Below are 25,660 nucleotides of genomic sequence, written 5' to 3' on the forward strand. Positions count from 1 at the left end.
GCTCCGCTGAGCGCCACCCGCACCGCTGCCCGTCGTTGATCCACCGAGACACCCCACGCTCCGGGAGAACCCAGAATGCGGCCATCCGCACGCTTCGCCTACGGACTACGGGTCCACGGCCTGGCCGGCGTCACCGAGCTGATGCCGGCCGGGACCGACCCGTTGCCCGAGGTGACGGTCCGCCAGGACGCCGACTCACCACGGCCCGCCCCGCACCCGCTCGACCACCGGCGCGGCGTACGGCTGCTCGCCGACGGGCGACACCTCGCCGTCGACCGGGAACGACGCACCGCCGTCTTCCACGGCCCGCCGCTCACCCCCGACCTGCTCGCCCACCCGTACCTGGCTTCGGTGGCGACCACCTTCAACCGTTGGGCCGGTCGGGAGACCTTCCACGCCGGCGGCTTCATCCGGGACGGTCGCGTCTGGGCGGTCACCGGACCGCGCACCGCCGGAAAGAGCAGCCTGCTGGCGGCCCTCGCGGCCCGGGGCGTGCCGGTGGTCGCCGACGACGTGCTGGTCCTCGACGGCACCGACGTCTTCGCCGGGCCGCGCTGCATCGACCTGCGGGAACCGGTGCCCGGAGTTGCCCTGCCCAGCGGGCCGGCCCGGGCCAGCACCCGCACCCGCATTCAGCTACCGCCCATCCGGCACCGGACACCCCTGGGCGGCTGGTTCTTCCTGCACTGGGGCGACGCGGTCGAGGTGGCTCCGGTGCCAGCCACCGCCCTGCTGGCCCGGCTGGCCGCCTGGCGTTCCTGGCACCAGTTGCCCACCGACCCGGCTGTCCTGCTCACCCTGGCCGCACTGCCGGCATGGGATCTGAGCCGTCCCCGCGACTGGGGCACCCTCGACCAGGTCTGCGCGCTGCTCGAAGCGACACCCGCGACGGCGGTGGTGCTGCCGTGAACCACCCCGACGCGATGTACTGCCTTGCCCTGGACGAGGCCGCGGCGACCACCCACACCGCCCTGCGCGGCCGGGGCATCGACAGCATCCTGATCAAGGGAGCGGGGCTGGCCCACCGGCTGGGCGTCCAACGCTCCCGCACGTACACCGACGTCGACCTGCTCGTCGCCCCGGCAACGTTCGACGCCGCCCAGCAGGCGTTCCTCGACCTGGGATACCGGCGGAAGATGCCGGGCGTCCGCGAGGACGACTGGGTGGGCTGGCACGCGCGACCGTGGCGGACACCCGGTCCGGTGTCGCTCCCGATCGACCTGCACCGGAGTTTCCACGGAGTGAGCGACCCGGACGGCCTCTGGGCGGCGCTGCGAGCCACCGCCGAGCCACTGCACCTCGCCGGTCACACAGTTCTGGTCCCGGACCGGGTCGGCGCCACGATGCTGGTCGCGCTGCACGCCGTCTACCCCGGAGGCTCACCGCGCCCCAAGGCCGACCTCGAACGGGCGCTCGCGGTCATCCCCGAGGCCAGCTGGCGGGCCGCGGCCGACCTCGCGGAGCGGACCGGGGCCGCCACGACCTTCGCCTTCGGGTTGCGCCGGGTGGCAGCAGGTGTGGCGCTCGCCGACGCGCTGCGGTTGCCGTCAGGGTCCTCGACGTTGCACCACGTCGTCCACGGCGACGGCAGCGCCGAGGCGTGCGTGCTGGCTCGTGCCGGTGAGCTGCCGACCATTCGGCAACGGGTCGACTACCTTGCCCGCCGGCTGGCCCCCGCGCCGGCTGAGATGCGCTACAACCGGCCGCTGGCCCGGCGCGGCGGCGCCGGGCTGGCCCTGGCGTACCTGCTGCGCTTCGGGCGGGCCTGCTGGCAGGTCCCCCGGGCCATTCCTCAGGTCCGCCGCGCCGCCCGACGGGCGACCGATGGCTGATCGGCTGCGCCCGCTGACGGCCCTGCTACAGCGGCACGGTCTGCGCGGGTTGCGAATCGCGGTGTGGACACTGCGGGCCCGTCGCCGCATCCGCCGCCAGCTCGTCCGGGGCGGCATGGACGCCGTCGCGCCACCCGTGCCACCGGCGGGTGGCACCGACGATCGAACGGTGGTCGTTCGGGCGTTGCACCATGCGGGGGCGAACTGCCTGGAACGGTCGCTGGTGTTGCAGCGGTGGGACGCCCGCCAGCGGACGGCACGCACGCTGGTCATCGGGGTGACCGCGCCCAGCAGCGGGTTCCACGCGCACGCGTGGCTGGCTGGGGATCCCGATCCGCACCGTGCGGAGATGACCGAGTTGCTCCGTCGGGAGCCGCCCGCCGGCTGGCTGCCGGCCAGTGCTCAGGAGCGTTCGACCAGACCGTGACGGTCGAGGTCGGCGAGGAAACACCGTACGTCCTCGGCGACCCGGTCCCACTCGACGTCGGCCGTGGAGGCCAGCGTCTCGGTCAACTCCGCGACGGTGGCGCCGTCCACCAGCCGGCGCCACAGCAGCGCGCCGACCGCGTCCAGCCCGAAGTAGACGGACTGCCGGGTGTCCAGTACGACGATGTCCTCACCGGCCTGCCGCCAGGCGGTGCGCTGCTCGGCGATGCGGTAGACGGTCGGCTGTGCAGCGTTCACGATGACACCTCCATGTGGGGGGTTGGCCAGGGGGACGACGCCGGTGGGTTCTGCCTCAACCAGAGATGTTGGACGAGGCCGGCCGTGCACTCCGGGATCGGCCATCGCGACCAGACCTCCCGCAGGGCGGCCGGGTCGACCACATCCTCGTCGACGCCGTGGCCGTCCCAGTGCTGAACGAAATCGCGGGTGGGCCGGCGGAGAAAGACCGCCAGGAAGTGCGCCTTGCGGCGGGCGGCGGTCACCGGCGCGGGCAGTTCCCCGGCGGCGATGCCGGCGAGGAGTTCGGCGCGGGTCGGCCGGCGCCGGCGCCCCGCCCACCCGACGAGCGCGCCAGCGAACACCGGGTCGAGCAGGGGCTGCACCAGCCGTACGTCGTGGGCGTCGGCGACCCGAGTGAAGCAGGCTACCGACGTACGCAGGTCGCGCCGCCGTAGATGCCAGGCGACCCGTTCGTCCAGCCGTACCGGCTCGGCCCGTTCCTCGGCGCGGTAGGCCCGGTGGACGTGCCGCGCTGCGCGGGGCCGCAGCCACGGGAACACCTCGGTGGCCGCCGGCCGGTGGCGTCGAACCGCAGCGCGGAGCCGCCCGGCCGCCTCCCGCAGCGAGGCCGGGGCGGGACGGCGCCAACCGGCGAGGATCTGGTCGCCACCGCCGCCGGTGAGCAACGAGCCACCCGCCGCCAGCTCCACGATCGGCAGGTGCAGGTGCAGGTTCAACGGGTGCAGCACACCGAAGCGGTGCAGGAACCGCCGGGCGACCGGCCCGACCAGGTCGAGATCGTCCTCCGCGGTGAGGATCTGCCAGTCCCGGCCCACGTCCAGCACCCGGACGATCTCGTCCTGCCACGGTGACTCGTACGCGCGGGGCGCTCCGGTGAACCGCCAGGTGACCGGGACCGGGTCGGGCAGCCCTTCCCGGCGGGCGACCCGGACGGCGACGGCGAGCACCACCGACGAGTCGAGCCCGCCGGAGAAGCTGATCAAACACGGCGGCCGTCGCAGCGCGGGGAGCACGGCGGCCTCCAGCGCGGCCAGCGGGGACAGCGTGGTGGGCACGACGCGGAGCGGCCCGTTCTCGGCGGCGCCGGGCGGCGCTACGCCGGTGACGAGGCCGGTCGCCAGGTCGTATTGGGTGGGCCAGCGCATATCCGCCTCACTCTCGGTTCAGGGTGCCCCGCCGACAGGCGCGGTGCAGCGCCCCGCCGAACAACCCGACGGAGATCGGCAGCATGATGGCGGCGCAGCCGAGCAGGACGATCAGGTCGCTGCCCCACGGCTGCCCGTTGAGCGCGTGCCGGAACCCGTCGAGGGCGATTCGGGTGGGCAACGCGGCAGTCAGCCACGACGGCACCCCCGGGAGGGTGGCCACCGGAAAGTAGGTGCCGGATACGAACGCGATCACCACCATCGTCAAACGGGCGACAAGGTCACCGCGACCGAACGCGACGGTGAACGCCATCAGGGCGACGCCCACCGCCAGCATCACCCCGACCGCCGCCGCCAGGACGAGGACCGTACCGACCCAACTCGCCCGACTGACGTCCAACCCGAACAGCAGACTGAGGACGGCGAGGTAGATCGTGGCGCGGAGCAGCGCGAAGGCGAACGGGTGAGCGGCCAGCCCGACGGCGAGAACCCACCGGGGTACCGGCTGGGCGACCAGCATCTCGAGCGTGCCGTCCCGCTGCTCCTGGGCCACCCGGGAAGTGACCTGGCTGGTGGCGGCCTGGACGACGAGCATGAAGGTGAGACCCACCGCGACGAAGTCGAAGTAGTTGGCGAAGTGCCTGAGGGCGTCGTCGTCCGGGGCGCTGAGCACCCGGGAGATGAGCAGGAAGACAGCCAGGTTCACGATGCCGAAGGCCAGGTCCAGCAGCAGCGGCGGCACCAGCCTGCCCCGTTCGGCGAGGTCGCGACCGACCAGGGCGAACAGCGTCGAACCTGCGCTCGCTCGGTTCGGCAGCCGCACGGCGGTCGGTGGCGATTCGACCGCCGCGCCGCCGGGTCGCCCGGTCGTCGGGCGACTCACCGACGGACCGGGAGGGTCAGCGTGCGTTCGCACTGGTTACGATCCTCCGACTGGTGGGACACCACGACGCAGGCCAAGTGCCGACGACGGTCCAGCGCGGCCCAGAGCAGGCCTCGAGCCCGCTCGTCGAGGGAACGGGCAGGCTCGTCAAGCACCAGCGCGGTCGGGTCGGCGAGCAGGCTGCGGGCGATCGTCACCCGGGCCCGCATACCCGCCGAACAGCGCTGCATCGGCACCCGTGCGAACGGGCCGATCTCGAACTCGTCCTCGACCTCGGCGACCATCCGACGAGCGGCGGCATCGGGGAGCCGAAGGCGGGCCGCCAGCAGCAGGTTGTCGCGGCCGGAAAGCCTGCCGTAGAGGCCCTGTTCCGGGTTGAGGCAGACCCCCATGGCGCGGCGGGCACCAGACGATCCGGCCGGGTGGCCGTCGACCAGGGCGGTGCCGGAGGTGAGCGACAGGGTGCCGGCGAGACACCGCAGCAGGGTCGTCTTGCCGGAGCCGTTGCCGCCCGTGACGAGCAGTCGCGTTCCCGCCGGCACGTCGAGATCGAGCCCGGAGAAGACCCGGTGTCGACCGAACCAGCGGGACGCGCCACGAAGGCGGAGCATCGGGCTCTCAGAGGGAGTCGCCGGTGCCGCCCTGACCGTCGCCGATGGGACCCGTGCCGCCTCGGGTGAGCTCGGCGAGGGTGCCGAGTCGCTCCACCTGGGGGGCTCGGTAGCCACGAGCCTGGTCTCGCTTTTGGCCACTCTCTAGTGGAATGCGCTTTTCGCTCATATAATGCTCCAATATCCGATATGGGCTCTGCGACAGAGTAACGTATGTTCCCCGCAGGAAGCGCCGATTGAGCATTGGCCGTGCAACAGCCGGCTACCCATTCCCGTCCGAGCGCGCCGGCCTGTCCTGTGTGGCGTAGTCATCCCCGGCTGGTGCGGGTCGGTTGGGGGTGCAGGTGATCATGGAACCAGTCGGCCGCCGCGTCGGCGACCTGGTCCAGCGTGCCCGGCTCCTCGAAGAGGTGCGTCGCGCCGGGGATCACCCGAAGTTCGGCCCGGGACGTCAGCCGGCCCAACGCCTGCTCGTTGAGGGTGATCACCTGCTCGTCGAGACCGCCGACGAGGAGCAGCGTGGCGGCGCGTACCTGGCCCAGCGCGGAGCCGGCCAGGTCGGGACGACCACCGCGGGACACCACCGCTCGTACCAGATCAGGCCGTCGCGCCGCGGCGACCAGCGCGGCGGCTGCCCCCGTACTCGCGCCGAAGAGGCCGACCGGGGTCGTCCCGAACGGCCGCTCGGTGGCCAGCCAGTCCACGATCCCGGCGAGGCGGTCGGCCAGCAGCCCGATGTCGAAGCGCAGCTCGGCGGTGACCGCGTCCACCTCGTCCTCGGCGGGGGTGAGCAGATCCACCAGGACAGTGCCGAACCCGGCCCGGTTGAGCTGGTGAGCCACCGCCACGTTGCGTGGACTGTGCCGGGAACTGCCACTGCCGTGCGCGAACAGCACCGCGCCGACCGGCTCCGTCGGCACCAGCAGATCGGCCGGGAGCAGGACCTCACCCGCCGGGATCGTCACCACTTCGTCGCGTACGTCCATCTTCGCCCCCCAGTGACTGACTCACCCAGCCGGATACCCGGCTCGGCCGAGGACACGCCCTCCGGTCGCCCTGGGAGCGGGTTTGCGTCCGGGGGTGCCGGGTAGCCGACGAGCGACCGCAGACGGACCGGCGTCACCGGCGCCGCCGACAGATCGCGAGGACCGTCATGGCGCATCACCAGCGGGAGCCCGTGCAGTCCGCCGCCGAACGCGAGCGGCGGGAACAGGACGACAAGCGCGGACGGGACTGGGCGGACGACGCGGCCCAGGCGCGTTCGGCCGACGATCCCCGGGCGAGGACGCCCCACGACGCCACCGGCCGCCCTTCCCAGGGTGAGCCCATCTGACGGCGACGCAGCGGGTCAGGCCGGGTTCTCCGGCAGCCGGAGCAGGGGTGCCCGACCGGGTGCCTGCTCCGGCATCGGCAGGTCCGTACGCGGCGGCGGATTCGGTACGGTCACCGGCTCGTCGCAGGTGACGCGCACCGGTTTGCCGTGGTGCCGCAGCTCGATGACGGCGTCCGGGGCGGCGTGGTGCAGGGCGTACGTCGTGTCGTGGCCGCGTACGTCGACCCGCAGCCGCATTCCGCACCACTGGAGCGAGAACGACAGGCCGTTGAGCCGGCTCGACAGGCAGGGCGCGAACGACAGCGTCCCGTCGTGGTCCCGTAGGCCGCCGAACCCGGCGACCAGCGCTATCCAGGCACCCGCGAGCGAGGCCATGTGCACCCCGTCGCGGGTGTTCTCGTTCAGGTCGTGCAGGTCCATCAGCGCGGCCTCGCGCAGATAGCTGTGCGCCAGATCGGAGTAGCCGACCTCCGCCGCCAGCACCGCCTGGGTACAGGCCGACAGGGACGAGTCGCGGACCGTACGTCGCTCGTAGTAGAGGAAGTTGCGCAGCTTCTCCTCGGCGGTGAAGGCGTCGCCCCGCCAGTGCATGGCCAACTCCAGGTCGGCCTGCTTGATCACCTGTTTGCGGTACAGGTCGAAGTACGGATAGTGCAGCAGCAGCGGGTACTTGTCGGGCGGGGTCTGCTCGAAGTCCCACTCCTGCAACCGGGTGAAGCCCTCCACCTGTTGGTGCACCCGGAGTTCCTCGTCGTACGGGATGTGCATGGCCGCGGCGGCGTCGCGCCACGCGGCGGCCTCCTCGTCGGTGACCCGGAGGTGGAACGCCTCGTCGCGGTACCGCATCGCCACCTCGGCGGCGGTCCGTAGGTTCCGCTGGGCCATCAGGTTGGTGTAGATGTTGTCGTTCTTGACGGCGGTGTACTCGTCGGGACCGGTGACCCCGTCGACGTGGAAGTTGCCGCTGCGGTCGTGGTGCCCGAGCGAGCGCCACAGCCGGGCGGTCTCCACCAGCAACTCCAGCCCGATCTCCCGCTCCACCTGCCGGTCGCCGGTCACCAGCACGTAGCGGCGCAGCGCGTCGGCGATACCGGCGGCGATGTGGAAGGCGGCGGTGCCCGCCGGCCAGTAACCCGACGACTCCGGCCCCTCGATGGTCCGCCACGGGAAGGCGGCACCGGCCAGGTTGAGCGTCCGCGCCCGTTCCCGGGCCTGCTCCAGGGTGGAGAAACGCCAGTACAGTGCGTCCCGTACGGCGGCCGGGTGGGTGTATGTCAGCACCGGCAGGACGAACATCTCGGTGTCCCAGAACGCGTGCCCGTCGTACCCGGGGCCGGTGAGCCCCTTGGCCGAGATGGGCCGGCGCTCCGCCCGCGCGCCCGCCTGGAGCACGTGGAACAGGCCGAACCGGACCGCCTGCTGCACCTCCGGATCCCCGTCCACCACGACGTCGGCGGCGTCCCAGAACTCGTCCAGGTACTCCCGCTGCTCACGGACCAGCCCGTCCCAGCCGTCCAGCTTCGCCGCGGCCAACGCGGCACCGACCTGGTCGCGCAGCGCCGGCAGGGAACGCCGACTGGACCAACCGTAGGTCAGGTACTTGACCACCTGGAGCTTCTGCCCCGGCTCCAGTACGCAGGCCACGGTGGTACGGACCCAGTCCTCGTAGCCCTCGGAGCCGACGGACGTCCGGGCCGGCGAGGCCACCTCGTGGTCCATCGCGGCGGCGACCCGCAGCCCGGAGACCTTGGTCTGGTGGATCAGCAGCCCACCGGCGGGAGTGGTCAGCTCCTCCTCCGCCTGCAACGGCGACTCCAGCACGGCGGCGACGCGCGGGTCGCGGCTCTGCGGCGGCAACGTCTCGTTTGCCACCAGTTCCGACTGGATGATCAACCGCAGCGGCTCGTCGTCGGCCACCTCCACCTCGTAGCGGATCGCGGCCACCGAGCGCTGCCGGAAGGAGACCAGCCGGGTGGTGTTCACCCGGACCTCACGGCCGGCCGGCGAACGCCAGTGCAGTGACCGGTGCAGGGTGCCGGCGCGCATGTCGAGGATCCGCTCATGAGCGAGCACCTCGCCGTAGCGCACGTCGAGCGGCTCGTCGTCGACCATCAGTCGGATCAGCTTGCCGTTGGTGACGTTGACGATGGTCTGGCCGGACTCGGGGAAGCCGAACCCGGCCTCCGCGTACGGCAGGGGCCGCAGCTCGTAGAACGAGTTGAGGTAGGTGCCGGGTAGCCCGTGCGGCTCCCCCTCGTCCAGGTTTCCGCGCAGTCCGACGTGTCCGTTGGACAGTGCGAACACCGATTCGGACTGGGCGAGCACGTCCATGTCCAGCCGGGTCTCCCGGACGTGCCACGGTTCGACCGGGTACGCCCGTTCCCGGATCACTCGGGCCGCCCGGCGTCGAGCAGGTCGGCGAGGTCGTCAACCACCACGTCGGCACCGTGCGCGCGCAGCTCGTCGGCATGGCCGGCCCGGTCCACGCCGATCACGTACCCGAAACCGCCGGCCCGGCCAGCTTCGACGCCGGCCAACGCGTCCTCGACCACAGCCGCCTTCTCCGGCGTGACGTCGAGCAGTTTCGCCCCGGCGAGGAAGGTGTCGGGGAACGGCTTGCCGCGTAGCCCCTCGGCTCGGGCGGTGAGGCCGTCCACCCGAGCCTCCAACAGCGGCTCCAGGCCGGCGGCGGCGACCACCTCACGGCCGTTGGCGCTGGCCGTGACCACCGCACGCCGCAGCCCCGCCGCAGCCACCGCCTTCAGGTACGCGACCGAGCCGGGGTAGACGTCCACTCCGATGGTGCGGATCCGCTCCAACACCATGGCGTTCTTCTGGTTGCCGAGGCCGTGCACGGTCTGGGCCCCCGGCGGATCCTCCGGTGCGCCCTCGGGCAGGGTGATGCCGCGGGAGGCGAGGAAGGTCCGCACCCCGTCCAGACGGGGGCGACCATCGACGTAGCGGTGATAGTCCGGCCCCGGATCGAACGGTCGGTACGGCTCACCGGTGGTGGCCGATCGCCGCCTCAGGTAGTCGTCGAACGTCTCGGTCCAGGCGGCGTTGTGCACCCGGGCGGTCTGCGTGAGCACACCGTCGAGGTCGAACAGAACAGCGGTCACATGATCAGGCAGGCCGAGCATCGTATCAATCTATCCGCCGACGCGTACCGGCAAACACACTTCCACGGATACCGGCGCGGCGGCGTGCAGGGTGCAGTCAGTTGACCGCACCCAGTCCACACCGCGTGGTCAGAGTCCTGCTGCGGAGTCGTACCGGCGGCGCAGGTCGGCCATCTCGGACGCCTCCAGCGCCTCCTTCTCCGCCAGTTCCGCGTACTTGGCGGGGAACATCTGCCGCAGCCGGTCAATGAACCGGGTGTCCTCGGTCGCTTCGACCACCTGGATGCCCGCCGGTTCGGTGGACATGTCGATGATCACCGGGCCGGCCAGCTTGACCGCCCAGTCCCAGGGGCGCCCCTGCTCGGCGACCCCGCAGAGGTGGAAGCCGTAGACCGTCTGCACGTCGGCGAGCACGGTGACCTCGGCCGGCTCGAAGCCGTAGACGTGCACTCCGCAGATCACCGCGGGCTTGGTCTCCTCACCGTTGGCCACCTGCTGAATGTCGTGCCCGGCGTGGTTGTGCTGCTCCGGGTCCGCCTGTTCCAGGGTGGTACGCATCCAGTTCATGATCTGCCCATGCAGGTCCGGCGGCTCCGATTTCGAGGTGGCCGAGTTGACCAGCACGACGGCACCCGTCGACACCACCAGCAGGATCGCCGCCGCCCATACGTAGCGGTGCCGGAGCCACCTTGCGAAACTCTCCCGGGAAATCATGATCGCTTCTCACCTCGTCGCCGGTTCTGTGCATTGCGGACCGCTGGGACGCCTCCGGCGTGTCGATGCTCGACCGCCTCGGTCGACGCGAAGACGCATGCCGGTGATACGAACGGAACACCGTGCCCGGATAGGTGTGACCGGTGAAGCTGGCCCAGGTGAGCGGCGCGCAGGCATCCGCCCGAGCGATGCGCAACCGGCACTGCGTGACTCCCGTGCTGGCCGTGCTCAGCGCGTTTGCCCCCGCGCTGCGGCGATATGAGCCATTCCAGCACGCTTGGACCCGTCCCGGCAACATCGACGACCCTCAACGGTCTCGACGACAGCCTGAACGGTCTCGGCGGCGGCGCTCAATCCGATCATCGCCGCACGACCCGACGACATCCCAGTCGCCCGTCGCCCGTCGCCCGGCACCCGGCACCCGGCACCCGGCACCCGGCACCCGGCACCCGGCACCCGGCACCCGGCACCCGGCACCCGGCACAGGATGCCGCATGTCGGGTGATCCCCGAGTCAGTAAGCCCCAACATGCCGCATGCCGCGCGCGCGACCAGGACAGGAGCGAGCGACGACATGCCGCGCGCAACCAGGACAGGAGGGAGCGACGACATGCCGCATGTCGGGCCGTCACCAGGACGGGAGAGGGCGAGTTGCGGCATGTCGGGCCGCCATGAGGACGGAAGCACCCGACTTGCGGCATGTCGGGCGTGCAACCAGGACGCGACGGAGCGACTTACGGCAGGTTGGGGTCGACTGAGGCGGGGGTGTTGCGGGCCGAACGGCAGGGCGAGCTGCGTGGTCAGTTCGGGCGCAGGGTCCAGATGACGGTCATCTCCGAGGTCGGCTTGCCTTCCTCGGTGGCGATCTCCACGCGTACCGGGAATTCGGGTCGCTCGCCGGCCTCCAACTCCGCGACCACCTCGGCCGGCGGGCGGCCGAGCCGCGCCGTCGCCCGCACCGGGCCGAGGGCGAGCTTGCGGTACGCGATCTCCGCCCGGACCGCCAGCGGCGTGGCCCGGTCGAGCAGGTGACCGAACGCGGCGAGCACCACCGCACCGGAGGCCGTCTCTCCGAGGGTGAACATGGCCCCGGCGTGCGGGCCACCGATGTGGTTGTGGGTGGCCGGCGAGTCGGGCAGCCGGACCACCGCCCGGACCGAGCCCCCCGCCTCCGGGGCCACCTCGACAAATTCGAAGCCGAGCGTACGGGCGAAGGGCACCGCCTCAAGCATGCCGGCCGCCACCTGCCGCGAGTCGATGGTCATACCCAGACGCTACCCGTCGGTAACTTGCTGGGCAAGGAGCCATTCGTGGCAGTGCAGGCGGCCGACACGCCGACTCCGGTGCACCTGCACTGCCACGGATCGGGTCAGCTCCTTCGGCGTACGCCAGGAAGGCGCGCTGATCATGCAGTTGTGGCACGCGACAAAGGGCATTTCTGCCGCATATCGAGTGCCACAACTGCATGATCGACGGAGCAGGGGGGAGGGGGAGGGGGAGGTCAGCGCCAGCCGACGTCGATGCGGTCGCCGCGCTCGTCGAAGAAGTGCAGGGCGTCCATCCGTACCTGGACCGCTAGCGGATGGCCGGCGGTGACGGCGGGGTACGGCGCGAGCCGGACCGCGAGTTCGGCCGGGCGGCGGTGGTGCCGGCCCGGGTCGTGCAGCACGCTGGTCCGGCTGCCGTTGGTCGCTTGTGTCGTCGGCTCGTTGGCCCGGCCGGTGATCCGCTGCATCACCTGGCCGAACCGGCGCAGGCCGCGCTGACCGGGCGGAGTGTCCGCGTCCGCCGGGGCACCGATGTCGTCCACCATGATGGCGGTCGCACCGATATCGAGGAAGGCGAGCGACTCGTGGCCGTGGTGTTCGAGGTAGCGGATGCGACCCTGGAGCACGTCACCGGAGGTGTCCGGAGCGACCGGGGTGAGTGCCTCGGCCCGCATCCCGACCACGATCCGCTCGCCGTGGTAGTGCGCCACGGCCCGGCTGCGGATGTCGTCCCAGGGCAGGTAGAGCGCCTGCTCCCCGAGGGTGAGCGTGACGTAACGATCGAGGTGGACGTAGACCGACGCCTCCAGCAGGTTCATCCGGGGGCTGCCCAGGAACGCGGCCACGTAGAGGGTCGCCGGCCGGCCGTACACCTGGGTCGGGGTGCCCACGTCCTGGAGGACGCCCTTGCGCATGATGGCGACCCGGTCGGCCATGGTCAGCGCCTCGGCCTGGTCGTGCGTCACGTAGATGGTGGTGACCCCCAGCTCGCGGGTCAGGCCGGAGATCTCCGCCCGCAGCTCCGCGCGCAGGCCGCTGTCCAGGTTGGACAACGGCTCGTCCATGAGGAACAGCCCGGGCCGGCGGACGATCGCCCGACCCATCGCGACCCGCTGCCGCTGCCCACCGGAGAGCTGGCTGGGGCGCCGGGCCAGTACGTCACCGATGCCGAGGGCGCTGGCCACGTCGGTGACCCGCTCGCCGCGCGGGGTCGGCTCGACCCCGGCCAACTTGAGCGGGAAGGCGATGTTGTCGTTGACGCTCATGTGCGGGTAGAGCGCGAAGTCCTGGAAGACCATCGCGATCTTCCGCTCCCGGGGCGGCAGGTCGTTGGCCAGTTCCCCGTTGAGCATCACCGCCCCGGAGGTCGGATCCTCCAGGCCCGCGACCATCCGCAGCACCGTCGACTTGCCGCAACCCGACGGCCCGAGCAGCACCATGAACTCACCGTCGTTCACGTCCAGATTGATGCTGTCGACCGCGACCGTGCCGTCGCGGAAGACCTTTGTGACGTCCTTGAGTGCGACGGTGGTCACCGTCTCCTCCCCACCTCGTCCACGGAACCCCGAATGACTGTGGCCAGGATCATGCGGATGGCACATCGGGTAAACGTGCCATGTTTGAATCGTGACAGACCTATTACGTTCCATCGATTAGCGGCGATTGTGCGGAACTTCCAACTCAGGCCGGGTTCTCGCCGAGGAACACCCGGCGCACCACCCGCTCGGCGGCACGCCCGTCCTCCAGGGCGCAGAACCGCTCCCGGAAGCGGGCCCGAGCCCGCTCGGCGTCGGGTGCGCGCAGCGCACCCGAGCGGAACACGTCGAGCAGTTCGGTGAAGGTCCGGGCCACCGGTCCGGGCGGCTCGGCGACGATGTCCAGGTAGACGCCCCGGGTCAGCCGGTAGGCGTCCCAGTCCGGCGCGTAGATGACGATCGGCCGGTCCAGGACGGCGTAGTCGAACATCGCCGACGAGTAGTCGGTGACCAGCACGTCGGCGGCGAGGTAAAGATCCTCGACCCGGGGATGGGCGCTGACGTCCAGGAGGCGACCACGGGCGGCCGGAGGTGGCAGCCGCCGGTCCCGGTCGTGGAAGTAGTGGCTTCGCATCAGCAGCAGGCCGGCGGGGCCGAGCGCGTCCAGGAAACGCTCCGGGTCGAACGGCGGCCGGTACCGGGGCAGATGCTCCCGGTGGGTCGGCGCGTACAGCACGACCTGCTCACCGAGGCCGGCGTCGAGCTCCGCGCGCAGCCGCAGCACCTCTTCGGGGGCCGCGGTGACCAACCGGTCGTTGCGCGGGTAGCCCACCTCCAAAGTGGCGTACCCGGCCGGATAGGCGCGTTCCCACATCTGGGTGGAGAAGCTGTTCGAGGTGATGCTGTAGTCCCAACGGTCCACCCGGCGCAGCAGACCGGCGAAGTCCATCCCGCCCGCGCCCAGCGGATAGCGCTGCTGGTCCAGCCCCATCACCTTGACCGGGGTGCCGTGGTGGGTCTGCACGTGCACCGTGCCTGGCCGCTTGCGCACCGAGTCCGGGAAGTTGACGTTGTTGATCAGCCATCGGGCCCGGGCCAGCACCCGGTGGTACGCGGGTGTGCCCGCGACCACGTACTCGACCCCCTTCGGCAGCGTGTGCACCCGGTCCCGCCGGACGATCCACACCCCCCGGACCTGCGGTGCGAGCCGGCGCGCTGCTTCGTAGATCGCGGCGGGATTGCAGGTGTAGCCGCGGTACCAGTACGCGGCGTAGACGGCCAGGTTCTCCTCCACCGGCCGACGCCGCTCGGCCCGCTGGTACTGGCGCAGCACCGCGTCACGGGCCCGCCGTACCCCGACCCGGGCCGGTGGCAGCACCCGACGGCCGGCGCCGCCGGCAACCCGGCGAACGGTCTCCCCCGCCCGGCTCGCGGCCCGCAACGCGCTGAACGTACGCCATCGGCCGGCCGCCACCAGCCGGTGCTTGAGCCCCGCCACCCCACCCGGCACCCGGTGCCCGTCGGACGGCCGGAACCGGGCGTGCTCGATGGCGACCCGGGAAAAGAAGGTAGGTCGCAGCTCGGGCCCGATCCGGTCGCCGTTGCCGAGCACCACCAGGTAGTGCCACATCATCCGCTCGAAGATCGCCGGCCGCAGCTCCTCGGCCCCGAACCGGTCCAACTCCCGGAACACCCGGTGCCACTGCTCGAACACGTCGAAGTGGCGCTCGCCGCGGGTCCTCGTGATCGCCCCCGCCCGCCGCTGCCGATAGTTGACGCAGACCACGTCCAGCACGCCGATCCGGTCGGCGGCCAGCAGCGTCGGGTAGCTGAAGGAGACATCCTCGTACCAGCCGGGTGCGAAGCGTAGCCCCACGTCGGCCAGGAACTGCCGGCGGACCAGCCGGTTCCACGCGGTGTGCAGCAGTCGCACCGTCTCCGGCCGCTCGACCAGCCGGAACGTGACAGGACCGGGCGGAACGGGAAAGACCTCGGCCATGGCGCTGCGGGTCACCGTGTCGTCCCAGTGCGCGCGTACGTGGTCGACGAGCAGCACGTCCGGGCGGGTCTCGCGCAGTCGGGCGGCCACCTCGACCAGGCAGTCCGCCGTCAGCCAGTCGTCACCGTCGACGAACCAGACGTACTCGCCGACGGCCCGGTCCAGCCCGACGTTGCGCGCTGGGCCGAGCCCGACGTTGCGGTCCAGGCGTACGGCGGTCACCCGGTCGTCGCGCTCGGCGTACTCGGCGAGGATGTCGCCACTGCCGTCCGGTGAGCAGTCGTCGACCCCGATCACCTCAATGTCGGCAACCGGTTGGGCGAGGATCGAATCCAGGCATTCCCGCAGGTAGCCCTGCACCCGGAAAGCCGGGACGACGAAGCTGACAAGCGTCATCGTCCCGGCCCCTCCTCAGCGCGTCGCGCGACCTCCCGCACCCGCCGGCACCTGCGCGGCACGTACCGGCCGGACCACCCAGGCCAGCACCACGCTCGCCACGAACAGGGCCAACAGGTAGATACCGAGTGTAGCCAGACCAATACTCATGATTCCGGCGATCGCCGCCAGGGCCAGTACCGCCGAACGCCCCTCCCAGCCGAGCGTGGCGGCGTGCAGCGGCGGTGCGGGCTGCCGTTTCTCCAGCCGGGCGACCAGGTCGTAGTGGTGCAGGGTGAGCACGAAGACGTACCCGAAGATGAGCCACGGCGGCGCGCCGCCGATCACGCCGACCGCGATGGCGAACAGGAACTCGGCCGTCCGCAACGCCGCCGGCACCAGCCAGTCCAGCGGCCCGTTGTGCGCCGCCCGCGCCCCGGCCGCGCCGACCAGCAGGGACAGCAGCACCAGCGGAACCGCCGCCCAGCGCAGCCACGGCGGCACGCCGTTCCCGCTGACCTCCACCAACGTCACCAGCAGCAGGATCGCCGCGCCGAGCGCCGCCACCACCGCGAGCGCCAGGGGCCCCGGCCGCCGCAGCACCGGTAGCCGGACGGCCAGCGGGCCGTCGTCACGGTGCAGGGTCGCGTCGAGCGTGTCCAGCACCGGCACCCACATCCAGCGGGCCCGCAGGGTACGCAGCGCGCCGGTGTAAGCGAACGCCAGCACACCCCAGGTCAGCACCGCTAGCAGGGCGATCCGCTGGTCGAAGAGCGCCACGGTCAGCGAGATCAACGCCCACCGCTCCCCGATCGGGAAGACCACCGTGCGCTTGAGCCAGTACGACACCGAGCCGGCATCGGCCTGCACCCGCGTCGACGCGGCGTTCAGCCGGTCACCGATGCCGCCGCCACCAGCACCGACGCTCTTCGGCCGGCGTGCCGCCTCATCGTGCAGCACGCCGTACCACGCGTCGGTCATGTGCCGCACGGTCTGCATCGTCATCGCGGCGATGGCGAGGGCCCAGCCGTACCGGAACCCGGCCTGGGTCGCGCCGAGACCGAGCCCGGCGTAGACCAGGTACTCCTTCGCCCGGTCGGCCATGGTGTCCAGCCAGCCGCCCCAGGCGCTGAAGTTGCGGGTGTAGCGGGCCAACTGGCCGTCCACGCAGTCCAGCACGAACCCGAGATAGAGCAGCACCGCCCCGACGACCAGCAGCGGCCGGCCACCGGCGGCGAACATCGCCGCCGCCGCCACCGCGAAGGCCACCGACACCATGGTCACCGCCGTCGGGCTCAACCCCAGCCGGGCACAGAGCTTGGTGACGTACGGCGACCAGGTGCTGACAAAGTAGGTGGTGAAGAAGTCGTCCTTCTCCTTCACCGACAGCCGCAGCTCGGCCCGGTCCTCGTCGACCGCGGCCACCGCCGCCTCCGCCCGGGCCAGCCCCGCGGCCTCGTCGACCCGGTGCGCGACGAGCAGGCGTACCCGGTGCGCGAAGACCAGCGCGCCCTGCCCGGTGAGGGCGGCGAAGAGCTGGTCCACGACGGGCCCCGCCGCTGCATCCGGGCGGGCGGCCGGCCCGGCCGGTTCGACCGGTCCCGCCCGCTCGGTCGGTCCGGCCGACTCGAACAGCTCGACCGCGACGGCTCCGGCCGGTAGCCGACCGGCGGCGACCGCACGGGCGGCGGCCACCAGCGCCGGTACGTCCTCCCGGCCGACCCGGACCGCACCGCCGAAGATGCCGGTGGCCGCACCTCCCACCAACTGTTCGGGGCGGCCCGCTTCAACCACCTGGCCGCGCTCCTCGCGCAACACCGTCCGTCCATCGCTGGGCGGATCGGTAAGCACCAGCGCCACGGTCGGCCCGACCGGACTGGTCAGCAGGTGACGCAGTACGGCCGTGTGGGCGACCAGGTCGGCCCCGCTGATCACCACCAGGCCGGTCGCCGAGCCGGCCAGTTCGGCCAGCTCGTCCAGGTCGGCGGCCACCCGCACCTCGGCCGCCCCGGCTTGGCGCCACTGACTGGCCAGCCGTTCGCCCGTGCTCTCGCCGGTGCCCGTCGGCAGGCTCGCGGCCGGTGATCCGGCGGCGAGCACGATCGCGAGGGTCACCGGGGAACCGCGTCGTGGTACGCGGCCAGCGCCTCGGCGATCGTGCCGTCGACGCTCAGCCGACCCGCGTCGAGGTAGAGCCCCCGACGGCAGAACCGGGTCAGATCCTTTTCGTTGTGTGACACCAGCACCAGAGTGCGCCCCTCCCCGAGCAGCCGATCGATGGTCGTGTAGCACTTTTCCCGGAACTCGGCGTCGCCGACCGCCGTCACCTCGTCCATCAGCAGGATCGGGTGCGGCAGGTGCGAGATGATCGCGAAGCCGAGCCGCACCTTCATGCCGGACGAGTAGTGGCGTACCGAGGTGTCGATGGCCCGTTCCACCTGCTCACCGGCGAACGAGACGATGTCGTCGAAGTGCCGTTTCAGATAGCCCGACGAGAGCCCGTGCAGGCCGCCCACCAGGTACAGGTTCTCCCGGCCGGTCAGGTCGTTGGAGAAGCCGGCGGAGAGTTCCAGCAGCGGCGCGACGTCGCCGGAGACCCGGATCCGCCCCTCGTCGGGGATCAGCACCCCGGCGATCAGCCGTAGCAGGGTGCTCTTGCCGGTGCCGTTGCGGCCGACCACCCCGACGGTCTCCCCCGGCGCGATCGCGAAGGAGACGTCGCGCAGCGGCCAGAACCGGCCGTCGGCGGCACCCCGCGTACCCCGGTGGATGAACAGCTCCCGCAGCCGCAACTGCCGGCGGCGGTTGCGGACGAACCGGATGCCGAGGCCCTCCGCCTCGATGATCGCCTCACTCATCAGAGTTCCTTGAGCACGGCGGGTTCGAGCCGGCGGAAGGCCCACCAGCCGGCCACGAGCAGCAGCACGCTGATGCCGACGGTGGTGGCGAGCAGTCGGGCACCCGGGAACTCGTCCGGGTACCACACCGCGTGGTGCAGCTGGAAGATGCCGACCAGCGGGTTGAGTTCGTAGGTCACCCGGACCCAGCCCGGCAGGCCGGAGTCGTGGACCAGGCTCAGCGGGTAGATGATCGGCGTGGCGTAGAAGAGCACCCGGATGACCAGGCGCATGAACCGCTCCACGTCGCGCATCAGCACGTTGAACGCCGACAGCAGCAACGCCAGCCCGATCAGCAGGATCGCCTGCACCAGCACCGCAAGCGGCAGGGCGAGCAGCGACCAACCTGGTTCGATCCGGCCCTGCGCCGCGTACCAGACCGCGATGGCGGCGAGGATCGGCAGGCCGGCAGCGTACTCGGCGAAGCGGCCGGCGACCCGGCCGATCGGGAAGACCTGCCGGGGGACGTTCATCGTGGTGATCAACCGGGCCTGGCCGGTGAGTGCGTGGGTGGCCTCGCTCAGCGCCGAGCTGGTCCACATCCAGGCGAAGATCCCGGTGATCAGGAACAGCGGGTACGACCCGGCGGCCTCGCCGAGATACCGGTTGGTGTCGCGGGAGTAGAGCACGCCGAAGACGAACCAGTAGATAGCGCCCATGCCCAGCGGCTCGATCAACGACCAGAGGTAACCCAGCACCGACTGCTGGTACTTCACCGCCAGGTCGCGCCGGACCAGGATGCGCAGCGAGTTGCGGTGCGACCACAACGCCCCGACGCCAGAGGTCACCGCCGTCTCCCGCCTGGTAAGAGCCTCGGCCAGGACCCGCCTCGCCTCCACCGCCCTGCTGCCGGCCGTGCTAAACGGACGACAGGTTAGCAGCCGGTGAACGCTGCCCCACGAGCGCTCAGCACTCGATCACGTTGACAGCCAGGCCACCGCGCGCCGTCTCCTTGTACTTGACCTTCATGTCGGCACCGGTCTCCCGCATGGTCTTGATGACCTTGTCGAGCGAGACGGCGTGCACCCCGTCGCCACGCAGCGCCAGCCGGGCGGCGGTGATCGCCTTGATGCTAGCCACCGCGTTGCGCTCGATGCACGGGATCTGCACCAGGCCACCCACCGGGTCGCAGGTCAGTCCCAGGTTGTGCTCCATGCCGATCTCGGCCGCGTTCTCCACCTGGGCCGGCGTGCCGCCCAGCGCCTCAGCCAGCCCGGCAGCGGCCATCGAACAGGCCGAACCGACCTCCCCCTGGCAGCCCACCTCCGCGCCGGAGATGGACGCGTTCTCCTTGAACAGCACCCCGATGGCGCCGGCCGCCAGCAGGAAACGCACCACTCCCTCCTCGGAGGCGCCCGGCACGAACCGGGTGTAGTAGTGCAGTACCGCCGGGATGATCCCGGCCGCCCCGTTGGTCGGCGCGGTCACCACCCGGCCGCCGGCCGCGTTCTCCTCGTTGACGGCCAGCGCGAACAGCGTCACCCAGTCCATCACGTGCAGCGGATCCCCACCGGCGCCCGCTACCGGTCCGCCGGGTGCAGTCGCGGCCGGGGCGGCGTCAGCCTCCAGACTGCGACGCAGCTCGGCGGCGCGGCGGCGCACCTTCAGGCCGCCGGGCAGGGTGCCATCGCGGGTGCAGCCACGCTCGACGCACTCCCGCATGACCCGCCAGATGTCGAGCAACCCGGCTCGGACGTCCGCCTCGGCCCGCCAGGACACCTCGTTGGCGAGCATGACCTCGCTGATGGAAAGCCCGGTCGCGGCGGTCACGTCGAGCAGTTGCGCGCCGGTGAGGAACGGGTACCGGACCGGGGTGCTGTCCGGTTTGATCCGGTCCGCCCCGGCCGCGGCCTCGTCCACCACGAACCCGCCACCCACGGAGTAGTAGGTACGCGTCCGCACCTCGACCCCGCCCGCGTCGTACGCCGAAAAGATCATCCCATTCGGGTGGTACGGCAACGATCGGCGGCGGTGCAGCGTCAGATCCCGCTCCGGGTCAAAGTCGATCTCGTGGGTGCCGGACAGGGACAGCCGGTGCTCCGCCCGGATCTGGCCCACCCGCGCCTCGACGCCGTCCGTGTCGACCGTCTCGGGATCCTCGCCGGCCAGGCCGAGCAGCACCGCCCGGTCGCTGCCGTGCCCGTGCCCGGTGGCGCCGAGGGAGCCGAACAACTCGGCCCGCACCCGGGCGGTGCCGGTGAGCAAACCGTCGGCCTTGAGCCCGGCGACGAAGGTCCGCGCCGCCCGCATCGGCCCCACGGTGTGCGAACTGGATGGCCCGATACCCACACTGAACAGGTCGAACACGCTGATCATGACTGTGCCTTCTCGCCGTCGCCGGGATCACCGGTCAGCGGCCGGTCATGGTCGGCTCCGTGCTGCGGACCCGACCGGTCGTGGCCGGTCCTCGCTGCGGTCCGGCCCTGGTGACGCCCGGGTGCGGGCGTCCGACCGGCGAGCCTACTACCCAGGACGCGACCATGACCGACGTGCGAGCGCTGTCGAGCTGACGGCGCAGACGAATCACACCCGCGATAGCGCAGACGGTCCAACTCGACACCAATCGCGGCATCGCCGTCACCCCTGATCCCGACGGCAGGCGTCGTCCGGAACCCACGCGGGTAAGCACCTACGGGTCAGCAGGGTGGCCTTCCTCCTCCCGACCGAGGTCAGGGCGGCCATCCGTGCCTAGCGTTGAATCCAGCAGCGGCGGAGAGCCGCAGAGGGGAAGTGACACGAATGAGTCGCAAACTCGTCCGGCCCCGCCAGGGGCGCATGCTCGCTGGCGTCTGCGCCGGCCTGGCCCGCCGGTTCGGCACCTCGGCCGGGTTGATCAGGCTGCTGTTCCTGCTGTCGCTCCTGCTCCCGGGCACCCAGGTGATCGTCTACCTGGCGCTCTGGATCATCATGCCCAACGAGGACCGCCACCTGGCACCCGGCCACTAGCCCCCTTCCCCTCACTCCCACGCCGCGCACCCCACACCCCACACCCCGCCCCCCACGCCGCAAGCCGCAAGCCGGTGCAACTTCAGGGTTGCTGCCTGCCGCGCGTCGGATACAGCAACAGACTTGAAGTTGCACGCCCAGCTACGGGGGAGCGCTGCGCGCCCTCGCCGACGGTGGGCATGCCACCACGCTGGGCTGGTCGCCTGCGAAGGGGGCGGCCTTGTCGGCGGCGGCGGAGGGGGCTGCCCGGGGCGGCTCACGGTGGGGCGGGGCGGGCGTGGGGGTGGGGGTGGGAGGTTGTCAGGGGGCGATGTAGGTGACGTTGACCTGTTCGAAGCCGAGCGAGCGGAGCAGCCCTTCCAGCATCTTGCGGGTGTTCTCCTCGGCGCGGGCATTCAGGCCGCTGTCCCGGGCCGCCGCGGTGATCCGGTCCTCGGCCAGCCGGTAGACCTCCTGCTGCCGGTTCGGGTCACCGCCGATCAGGTCACCGACGCGGTTGAGCAGGCCGCGCTCCTCCGCGAAGACGTAGCTCTTCTCCAGGTCGAGGTTGGTCTCGGCCAGCTGCGGTGCCGGCAGCCTGATCTCGACCGACTTCCCGTCGGCCGACTGCACGATCGCCCCCTCGGTGAGCGTGCCGAAGTCGACGTACGCCTCGACGCTGCCTGACCCGACGAACAAGGTCCGCTGGTTGAGCAGCCAGTCCGGCACATTGCGCCGGTCGTTCTGCAGGTCGACCACGACCTGGAAGTTGCCCTCGGCGGCCACGTAGCGGCTGAGATCCTGCATCGACTCGAGCAGTGCCGGCTGCGTGCGGTCGGTCTGTTCCTTGGTGAACGGGTTGCGGAACTCGGGCAGGATCCCGGTGGTCTGCACGCCGAGCAGCACCACCACCGCGAGCGCCGCGGCGCCGAGCACCCAGAGCAGGGCACGGACCGCTCCGCCACCTGACTGCGGGGCCGGCGGTGGTGTGTCCGGGGCGTCCGTGAGCACATCGCCCGACCCGTGGTCGGCAAACCTGCTGGTGGGCTCGTTGATGTCGCCGTCGCGTGCCATCGCCCTCACCGTCCTCGTCAGACGCGGTCTCTGTTGATGACGGTAAGCCCAACGTACGACAGCCGCTCGTCGAGCCCGTCAGATGGACCCGGCCAGGGTCAGGTGAACGCGGAGACCCCGGTGAGCCGCTGCCCGACGACCAACTGGTGGATCTCCGAGGTGCCCTCGTAGGTCAGCACGCTCTCCAGGTTGTTGGCGTGCCGCATCACCGGATAGTCCCCGGAAACCCCGTTGGCGCCGAGGATGGTCCGGCACTGCCGGGCGATGGCCAACGCCTCCCGTACGTTGTTCAGTTTGCCGACGCTGACCTGCTCCGGGCGCAGCTTTCCGGCGTCGGCCAGCCGGCCGAGCTGGAGGGCCAGCAGATAGCCCTTGTTCCACTCGACCGCCATGTCGGCGAGCTTGGCCTGGGTGAGCTGAAAGCCGGCCAGCGGCCGCCCGAACTGGGTGCGGGTGGTCGCGTACGTGAGCGCGGTTTCCAGGCAGTCGCGGGCCGCGCCGAGGGCACCCCAGACGATGCCGTGCCGGGCCTCGGTCAGGCAGCTCAGCGGTGCCTTCAAGCCGGTGGCATCGGGCAGTTGCGCGTCCGCCGGCAGCCGGACGTCGTCGAGGGAGATCTCTCCGGTCAGCGACGCACGCAGCGACATCTTTCGAGTGATCTCCCGCGCCGTCACCCCCGGCGTGTCCATCGGTACGACGAAGCCCCGCACCCCGGAGTCGGTGCGCGCCCAGATCACCGCCACGTCGGCGATCGGCGCATTGGTGATCCACATCTTGCTGCCGTCGAGCACCCAGTCGTCGCCCTCGCGGCGTGCCCGGGTGGACATCGACCCCGGGTCGGAGCCGTGGTCCGGCTCGGTCAGTCCGAACGAGCCGATCGCCTCGCCGGCCGCCATCGCCGGCAGCCAGCGCTGCTTCTGCTCCTCGCTGCCGTAGCGCCAGATCGCGTACATGGCCAGTGAGCCCTGCACCGAGACCAGCGACCGGACACCGGAGTCACCGGCCTCCAGTTCCAGGCAGGCCAGCCCGTACGCGACGGCCGTCGAGCCGGCACAGCCGTACCCGGTCAGGTGCATGCCGAGCAGGCCGAGCTTGCCGAACTCGCGGGCCAGGTCGCGGGCCGGCACCTGACCGGCCTCGTACCAGCCGGCGACGTGCGGGCGGACCAGGTCGTCGACCACCTGACGCACGACGGCGCGGATCGCCCGCTCCTCCTCGGTCAGCGACGCATCCAGGTCGAGCAGGTCAACCGGAGTCACTCGACCGCCTCGGCGAGCACGAGCACCCGGGCGTGGATCTGGTTGCGCTGTTGCAGCGCGGCACGCAGCGCCCGGTGCAGACCGTCTTCCAGGTAGAGACCACCGTTCCACTGCACGACGTGCGGAAACAGGTCACCGTAGAAGGTGGAGTCCTCGGCGAGGAGCTTGTCCAGCGCCAGCTCGCGCTTGGTGGTGATGAGCTGATCCAGGCGCAGTGGGCGGGGCGGAATCTCCGCCCACTGCTTCAGGGTCAGGTTGTGTTCCGGATAGGGACGCCCGTCCCGGACCGCTCTGAAGATCACGACGGCACGCTCCCCTCCCCCTGGCCAGCCGGTACCACGACGCCGGGCCGGGTCGCGGCACGGCACCGCGACCTGCGGCGCCGATGACCGTGCCAGCGTAGCCGGACCCCGCACCCCACGTTCTGCTCCCTGATGCCAGTTTCGCCACCGGTCGTCCGGTTCTCAACCGGACGAAACCACCGGTTCGGGTCAGCTCCACCGCCCCCGCCGGACGACCTCGTCCACCGGACGGCGTCCGCGACGCAGCGATGGTGACCGGTGGTCGGCGGCTCTGTAACCGACAGTGAGGGCACCGATCGGGTGGTACGCCTCCGGCACACCGAACGCCTCCCGGTAGGACGCCAACCGCTGCGGCGGGATGCCGAAGAAACAGCAACCCAGCCCCTCGTCCACGGCGGTGAGCATCATCAGCAGTGCGGCGAAGCCGGTGTCGACGTACCAGTAGGGCACCGGCCAACGATCCGTCGACCGGTCAGCCCAACCCTTGTCCGGCTCCGCGTACCGCTCCAGGTAGACCGAGCGGTTGGCGTGCGGCACCACGATCAACGGTGCCCGACGCATCCCGGTCAGCCACCGCTGCATCCCGCCGCCCTCCGGGGTGCTGGCGGCCCAGAAACGCTCCCGGTCCTCCGGCGACTCCAGCACCAGGAAGCCCCACCCCTGTGAGAACCCGGCAGACGGGGCCCGCACCGCGTGCTCCAGCAGCCGTTCCACCACCTCCGGCGGGACCGGCCGGTCCGGGTCGTAGTTGCGCACCATCCGGCGCCGCCGGACGACCTCCGCGAACTCCACGCCGTACTCCTCACGTGCCCGCCCGGTCCGCGACCGGACGCTCAGCCACCCGGCCGAATGCCCCAGCTCCCGCGCCAGGTGTCACCCGGCGCCAGGGTGATGAGATCCCGGCCGGAGCGGAACGCATCCGGCGGGCAGGTCATCGGCTCCACCGCCACCGACCGGCGGAACCGCTCGCCGGTCAGCGTGTCACCGGTGAAGACCTGCCACCAGCCGAACTGGTCGTCGGCCCAGATCCGTAGCCCGGTCGAGGAGTCCGGCCCGGTCAGCGTCACCGAGGAGCTGCCGTCGGCGTCCCGGTTCACCTGCCCGAAGGCGAGATCCAGGACGGCCTCACCGATGCGACGCGGCTCGGTGTAGTCGTACTCGGTACCGGCCACCGCGGCCGCGCCGACCGGTAGCAGCCGACCGTCCAGCAGCAGCCGGGACCGGCCGGGTACGCGCAGCGCGATGTCCTCCACGGACACCCCCGGCAGTTGCAGGTACGGGTGCACGGAGAAGCCGAAGGGCACCGTCTCGGTGCCGACGTTCGTGACGTCGTGCTCGGCGCGCAACCCGTCGGCGCCCACGATCCACCTGGTACGCAGCCGCAGCGGCCACGGGTAACCAGGCTGTGGCAGCAGGTCGTAGCCGACCGTGACCTCGTCCGGCCGCTGCTCGATCAGGTGCCACGATGCCCAGTTCACCAGGCCATGGATGGCGTTGTGCCGCTCCGGCTCGGTCAGATTCAGCTGCCTCGACTGCCCGGCGAAGGTGTAGACGCCGTCGCGGATCCGGTTCGGCCAGGGTGCCAGCACCTGCCCCGCCGAGCCCGGGCACACCTCGTCGGTGGCGTACCCGTCGAGATGCTCGACCCCGTCCTGGCGGTAGGCGCGGAGCCCGCCGCCCAGCTCGACGATGACCGCCTCGTGGCCGGCGGCTGAGATGCTCCACTGCGCTCCCGACAGGGGAAGCGGATCGCGGCTGTCCAT

General features: G+C 71.3%; 26 protein-coding genes. 5 read left to right on the top strand and 21 right to left on the bottom strand.

What is annotated here, in order from left to right; translation table 11 throughout:
* Positions 1–75 precede the first annotated feature (75 nt).
* The 3 genes from KBX50_RS13765 to KBX50_RS13775 are packed head-to-tail and all read left to right on the top strand — an operon-like array spanning position 76 to position 2,259.
* Positions 76–909 carry a hypothetical protein gene (locus tag KBX50_RS13765; protein WP_210937429.1) on the top strand — a complete coding sequence of 278 codons (834 nt, stop codon included), beginning with the start codon at positions 76–78 and terminating at the stop codon, positions 907–909.
* On the top strand, positions 906–1,832 hold the full coding sequence (locus KBX50_RS13770; RefSeq protein ID WP_210937430.1) for a nucleotidyltransferase family protein: 927 nt from the start codon (positions 906–908) through the stop codon (positions 1,830–1,832). Before KBX50_RS13765 ends, KBX50_RS13770 begins: the two co-directional genes overlap by 4 nt.
* On the top strand, positions 1,825–2,259 hold the full coding sequence (locus tag KBX50_RS13775) for a lasso peptide biosynthesis B2 protein (RefSeq protein WP_210937431.1): 435 nt from the start codon (positions 1,825–1,827) through the stop codon (positions 2,257–2,259). Before KBX50_RS13770 ends, KBX50_RS13775 begins: the two co-directional genes overlap by 8 nt.
* Here KBX50_RS13775 and KBX50_RS13780 read toward each other — a convergent pair.
* The 6 genes from KBX50_RS13780 to KBX50_RS13805 all read right to left on the bottom strand — a co-directional run bounded on the left by KBX50_RS13780 (position 2,235) and on the right by KBX50_RS13805 (position 6,144).
* Positions 2,235–2,516 carry a PqqD family protein gene (locus KBX50_RS13780; protein WP_210937432.1) on the bottom strand — a complete coding sequence of 94 codons (282 nt, stop codon included), beginning with the start codon at positions 2,514–2,516 and terminating at the stop codon, positions 2,235–2,237. The genes KBX50_RS13775 and KBX50_RS13780 overlap by 25 nt on opposite strands.
* Entirely contained in the window at positions 2,513–3,664 is a 1,152-nt protein-coding gene (locus KBX50_RS13785) for an asparagine synthase-related protein (protein WP_210937433.1), read from the bottom strand. Before KBX50_RS13785 ends, KBX50_RS13780 begins: the two co-directional genes overlap by 4 nt.
* Before the next feature lie 7 nt (positions 3,665–3,671).
* Positions 3,672–4,547 (bottom strand): ABC transporter permease, encoded by an 876-nt coding sequence (locus KBX50_RS13790; protein WP_210937434.1) that lies wholly within the window; start codon positions 4,545–4,547, stop codon positions 3,672–3,674.
* On the bottom strand, positions 4,544–5,158 hold the full coding sequence (locus KBX50_RS13795; RefSeq protein WP_210937435.1) for an ATP-binding cassette domain-containing protein: 615 nt from the start codon (positions 5,156–5,158) through the stop codon (positions 4,544–4,546). The genes KBX50_RS13790 and KBX50_RS13795 overlap by 4 nt, the downstream gene beginning before the upstream one ends.
* 7 nt (positions 5,159–5,165) lie before the next feature.
* On the bottom strand, positions 5,166–5,402 hold the full coding sequence (locus KBX50_RS33805) for a lasso RiPP family leader peptide-containing protein (RefSeq protein WP_374224626.1): 237 nt from the start codon (positions 5,400–5,402) through the stop codon (positions 5,166–5,168).
* 64 nt (positions 5,403–5,466) lie between these two features.
* A complete protein-coding gene (locus tag KBX50_RS13805) occupies positions 5,467–6,144 on the bottom strand; it encodes a dienelactone hydrolase family protein (RefSeq protein ID WP_210937437.1) in 678 nt (225 codons plus the stop codon).
* 167 nt (positions 6,145–6,311) lie between these two features.
* Here KBX50_RS13805 and KBX50_RS13810 point away from each other — a divergent pair, with 167 nt between their 5' ends.
* Positions 6,312–6,491, top strand: coding sequence for a hypothetical protein (locus tag KBX50_RS13810; RefSeq protein ID WP_210937438.1), 180 nt, complete (start codon positions 6,312–6,314; stop codon positions 6,489–6,491).
* Between the two features lie 15 nt (positions 6,492–6,506).
* Here the strand turns inward: KBX50_RS13810 and KBX50_RS13815 are convergent, their stop codons facing one another.
* The 10 genes from KBX50_RS13815 to KBX50_RS13860 all read right to left on the bottom strand — a co-directional run bounded on the left by KBX50_RS13815 (position 6,507) and on the right by KBX50_RS13860 (position 20,653).
* Entirely contained in the window at positions 6,507–8,882 is a 2,376-nt protein-coding gene (locus KBX50_RS13815; protein WP_210937439.1) for a glycoside hydrolase family 65 protein, read from the bottom strand.
* A complete protein-coding gene (locus KBX50_RS13820) occupies positions 8,879–9,631 on the bottom strand; it encodes an HAD family phosphatase (RefSeq protein ID WP_210937440.1) in 753 nt (250 codons plus the stop codon). Before KBX50_RS13820 ends, KBX50_RS13815 begins: the two co-directional genes overlap by 4 nt.
* 108 nt (positions 9,632–9,739) lie before the next feature.
* A complete protein-coding gene (locus tag KBX50_RS13825) occupies positions 9,740–10,324 on the bottom strand; it encodes a hypothetical protein (protein ID WP_210937441.1) in 585 nt (194 codons plus the stop codon).
* A gap of 799 nt (positions 10,325–11,123) precedes the next feature.
* Positions 11,124–11,588, bottom strand: coding sequence for a DUF4442 domain-containing protein (locus tag KBX50_RS13830; RefSeq protein WP_210937442.1), 465 nt, complete (start codon positions 11,586–11,588; stop codon positions 11,124–11,126).
* 236 nt (positions 11,589–11,824) lie between these two features.
* Positions 11,825–13,126 carry an ABC transporter ATP-binding protein gene (locus KBX50_RS13835; RefSeq protein WP_210937443.1) on the bottom strand — a complete coding sequence of 434 codons (1,302 nt, stop codon included), beginning with the start codon at positions 13,124–13,126 and terminating at the stop codon, positions 11,825–11,827.
* A 145-nt stretch (positions 13,127–13,271) separates the two neighbouring features.
* On the bottom strand, positions 13,272–15,461 hold the full coding sequence (locus KBX50_RS13840) for a bifunctional glycosyltransferase family 2 protein/CDP-glycerol:glycerophosphate glycerophosphotransferase (protein ID WP_210937444.1): 2,190 nt from the start codon (positions 15,459–15,461) through the stop codon (positions 13,272–13,274).
* A 15-nt stretch (positions 15,462–15,476) separates the two neighbouring features.
* Positions 15,477–17,555 (bottom strand): DUF5941 domain-containing protein, encoded by a 2,079-nt coding sequence (locus KBX50_RS13845; RefSeq protein ID WP_210937445.1) that lies wholly within the window; start codon positions 17,553–17,555, stop codon positions 15,477–15,479.
* Positions 17,552–18,298: an ABC transporter ATP-binding protein gene (locus KBX50_RS13850; RefSeq protein ID WP_210937446.1), complete on the bottom strand. Its 747-nt coding sequence runs from the start codon at positions 18,296–18,298 to the stop codon at positions 17,552–17,554. Before KBX50_RS13850 ends, KBX50_RS13845 begins: the two co-directional genes overlap by 4 nt.
* A complete protein-coding gene (locus KBX50_RS13855) occupies positions 18,298–19,125 on the bottom strand; it encodes an ABC transporter permease (RefSeq protein WP_210937447.1) in 828 nt (275 codons plus the stop codon). The genes KBX50_RS13850 and KBX50_RS13855 overlap by 1 nt, the downstream gene beginning before the upstream one ends.
* Before the next feature lie 118 nt (positions 19,126–19,243).
* Positions 19,244–20,653 (bottom strand): L-serine ammonia-lyase, encoded by a 1,410-nt coding sequence (locus KBX50_RS13860; RefSeq protein ID WP_210937448.1) that lies wholly within the window; start codon positions 20,651–20,653, stop codon positions 19,244–19,246.
* A gap of 423 nt (positions 20,654–21,076) precedes the next feature.
* On the opposite strand from KBX50_RS13860, the gene KBX50_RS13865 reads away from it, so the two are divergent.
* Positions 21,077–21,283, top strand: coding sequence for a PspC domain-containing protein (locus KBX50_RS13865; RefSeq protein WP_210937449.1), 207 nt, complete (start codon positions 21,077–21,079; stop codon positions 21,281–21,283).
* A gap of 300 nt (positions 21,284–21,583) precedes the next feature.
* On the opposite strand, the gene KBX50_RS13870 is transcribed toward KBX50_RS13865, so the two are convergent.
* From KBX50_RS13870 to KBX50_RS13890, 5 genes are all read right to left on the bottom strand, one after another.
* The gene (locus KBX50_RS13870) at positions 21,584–22,336 is read right to left on the bottom strand and encodes a DUF4230 domain-containing protein (protein WP_210937450.1); all 753 of its coding nucleotides are present in this window, start codon (positions 22,334–22,336) and stop codon (positions 21,584–21,586) included.
* Positions 22,337–22,434: 98 nt separating this feature from the next.
* Complete coding sequence (locus KBX50_RS13875) at positions 22,435–23,595, bottom strand: acyl-CoA dehydrogenase family protein (RefSeq protein WP_210937451.1); 1,161 nt, start codon at positions 23,593–23,595, stop codon at positions 22,435–22,437.
* Positions 23,592–23,897, bottom strand: coding sequence for a type II toxin-antitoxin system VapB family antitoxin (locus tag KBX50_RS13880; RefSeq protein ID WP_111214238.1), 306 nt, complete (start codon positions 23,895–23,897; stop codon positions 23,592–23,594). The genes KBX50_RS13875 and KBX50_RS13880 overlap by 4 nt, the downstream gene beginning before the upstream one ends.
* Before the next feature lie 189 nt (positions 23,898–24,086).
* Positions 24,087–24,689, bottom strand: a complete 603-nt coding sequence (locus KBX50_RS13885) for a nitroreductase family protein (protein ID WP_210937452.1) — start codon at positions 24,687–24,689, stop codon at positions 24,087–24,089.
* A 41-nt stretch (positions 24,690–24,730) separates the two neighbouring features.
* Positions 24,731–25,660 carry an aldose 1-epimerase family protein gene (locus KBX50_RS13890; RefSeq protein WP_210937453.1) on the bottom strand — a complete coding sequence of 310 codons (930 nt, stop codon included), beginning with the start codon at positions 25,658–25,660 and terminating at the stop codon, positions 24,731–24,733.

The sequence above is a fragment of the Micromonospora sp. C51 genome (assembly GCF_018070435.1).
GTDB classification, from domain to species: Bacteria; Actinomycetota; Actinomycetes; order Mycobacteriales; family Micromonosporaceae; genus Micromonospora; species Micromonospora sediminimaris.

What these genes read in the sequence shown, in the direction of transcription:
- KBX50_RS13890 (WP_210937453.1), bottom strand. Translation starts at nt 25,660, where the DNA reads ATGGACAGCCGCGATCCGCTTCCCCTGTCGGGAGCGCAGTGGAGCATC.
- KBX50_RS13785 (WP_210937433.1), bottom strand. Translation starts at nt 3,664, where the DNA reads ATGCGCTGGCCCACCCAATACGACCTGGCGACCGGCCTCGTCACCGGC.
- KBX50_RS13765 (WP_210937429.1), top strand. Translation starts at nt 76, where the DNA reads ATGCGGCCATCCGCACGCTTCGCCTACGGACTACGGGTCCACGGCCTG.
- KBX50_RS13830 (WP_210937442.1), bottom strand. Translation starts at nt 11,588, where the DNA reads ATGACCATCGACTCGCGGCAGGTGGCGGCCGGCATGCTTGAGGCGGTG.
- KBX50_RS13805 (WP_210937437.1), bottom strand. Translation starts at nt 6,144, where the DNA reads ATGGACGTACGCGACGAAGTGGTGACGATCCCGGCGGGTGAGGTCCTG.
- KBX50_RS13840 (WP_210937444.1), bottom strand. Translation starts at nt 15,461, where the DNA reads ATGACGCTTGTCAGCTTCGTCGTCCCGGCTTTCCGGGTGCAGGGCTAC.
- KBX50_RS13860 (WP_210937448.1), bottom strand. Translation starts at nt 20,653, where the DNA reads ATGATCAGCGTGTTCGACCTGTTCAGTGTGGGTATCGGGCCATCCAGT.
- KBX50_RS13820 (WP_210937440.1), bottom strand. Translation starts at nt 9,631, where the DNA reads ATGCTCGGCCTGCCTGATCATGTGACCGCTGTTCTGTTCGACCTCGAC.
- KBX50_RS33805 (WP_374224626.1), bottom strand. Translation starts at nt 5,402, where the DNA reads ATGCTCAATCGGCGCTTCCTGCGGGGAACATACGTTACTCTGTCGCAG.
- KBX50_RS13795 (WP_210937435.1), bottom strand. Translation starts at nt 5,158, where the DNA reads ATGCTCCGCCTTCGTGGCGCGTCCCGCTGGTTCGGTCGACACCGGGTC.
- KBX50_RS13810 (WP_210937438.1), top strand. Translation starts at nt 6,312, where the DNA reads ATGGCGCATCACCAGCGGGAGCCCGTGCAGTCCGCCGCCGAACGCGAG.
- KBX50_RS13775 (WP_210937431.1), top strand. Translation starts at nt 1,825, where the DNA reads ATGGCTGATCGGCTGCGCCCGCTGACGGCCCTGCTACAGCGGCACGGT.
- KBX50_RS13865 (WP_210937449.1), top strand. Translation starts at nt 21,077, where the DNA reads ATGAGTCGCAAACTCGTCCGGCCCCGCCAGGGGCGCATGCTCGCTGGC.
- KBX50_RS13825 (WP_210937441.1), bottom strand. Translation starts at nt 10,324, where the DNA reads ATGATTTCCCGGGAGAGTTTCGCAAGGTGGCTCCGGCACCGCTACGTA.
- KBX50_RS13850 (WP_210937446.1), bottom strand. Translation starts at nt 18,298, where the DNA reads ATGAGTGAGGCGATCATCGAGGCGGAGGGCCTCGGCATCCGGTTCGTC.
- KBX50_RS13870 (WP_210937450.1), bottom strand. Translation starts at nt 22,336, where the DNA reads ATGGCACGCGACGGCGACATCAACGAGCCCACCAGCAGGTTTGCCGAC.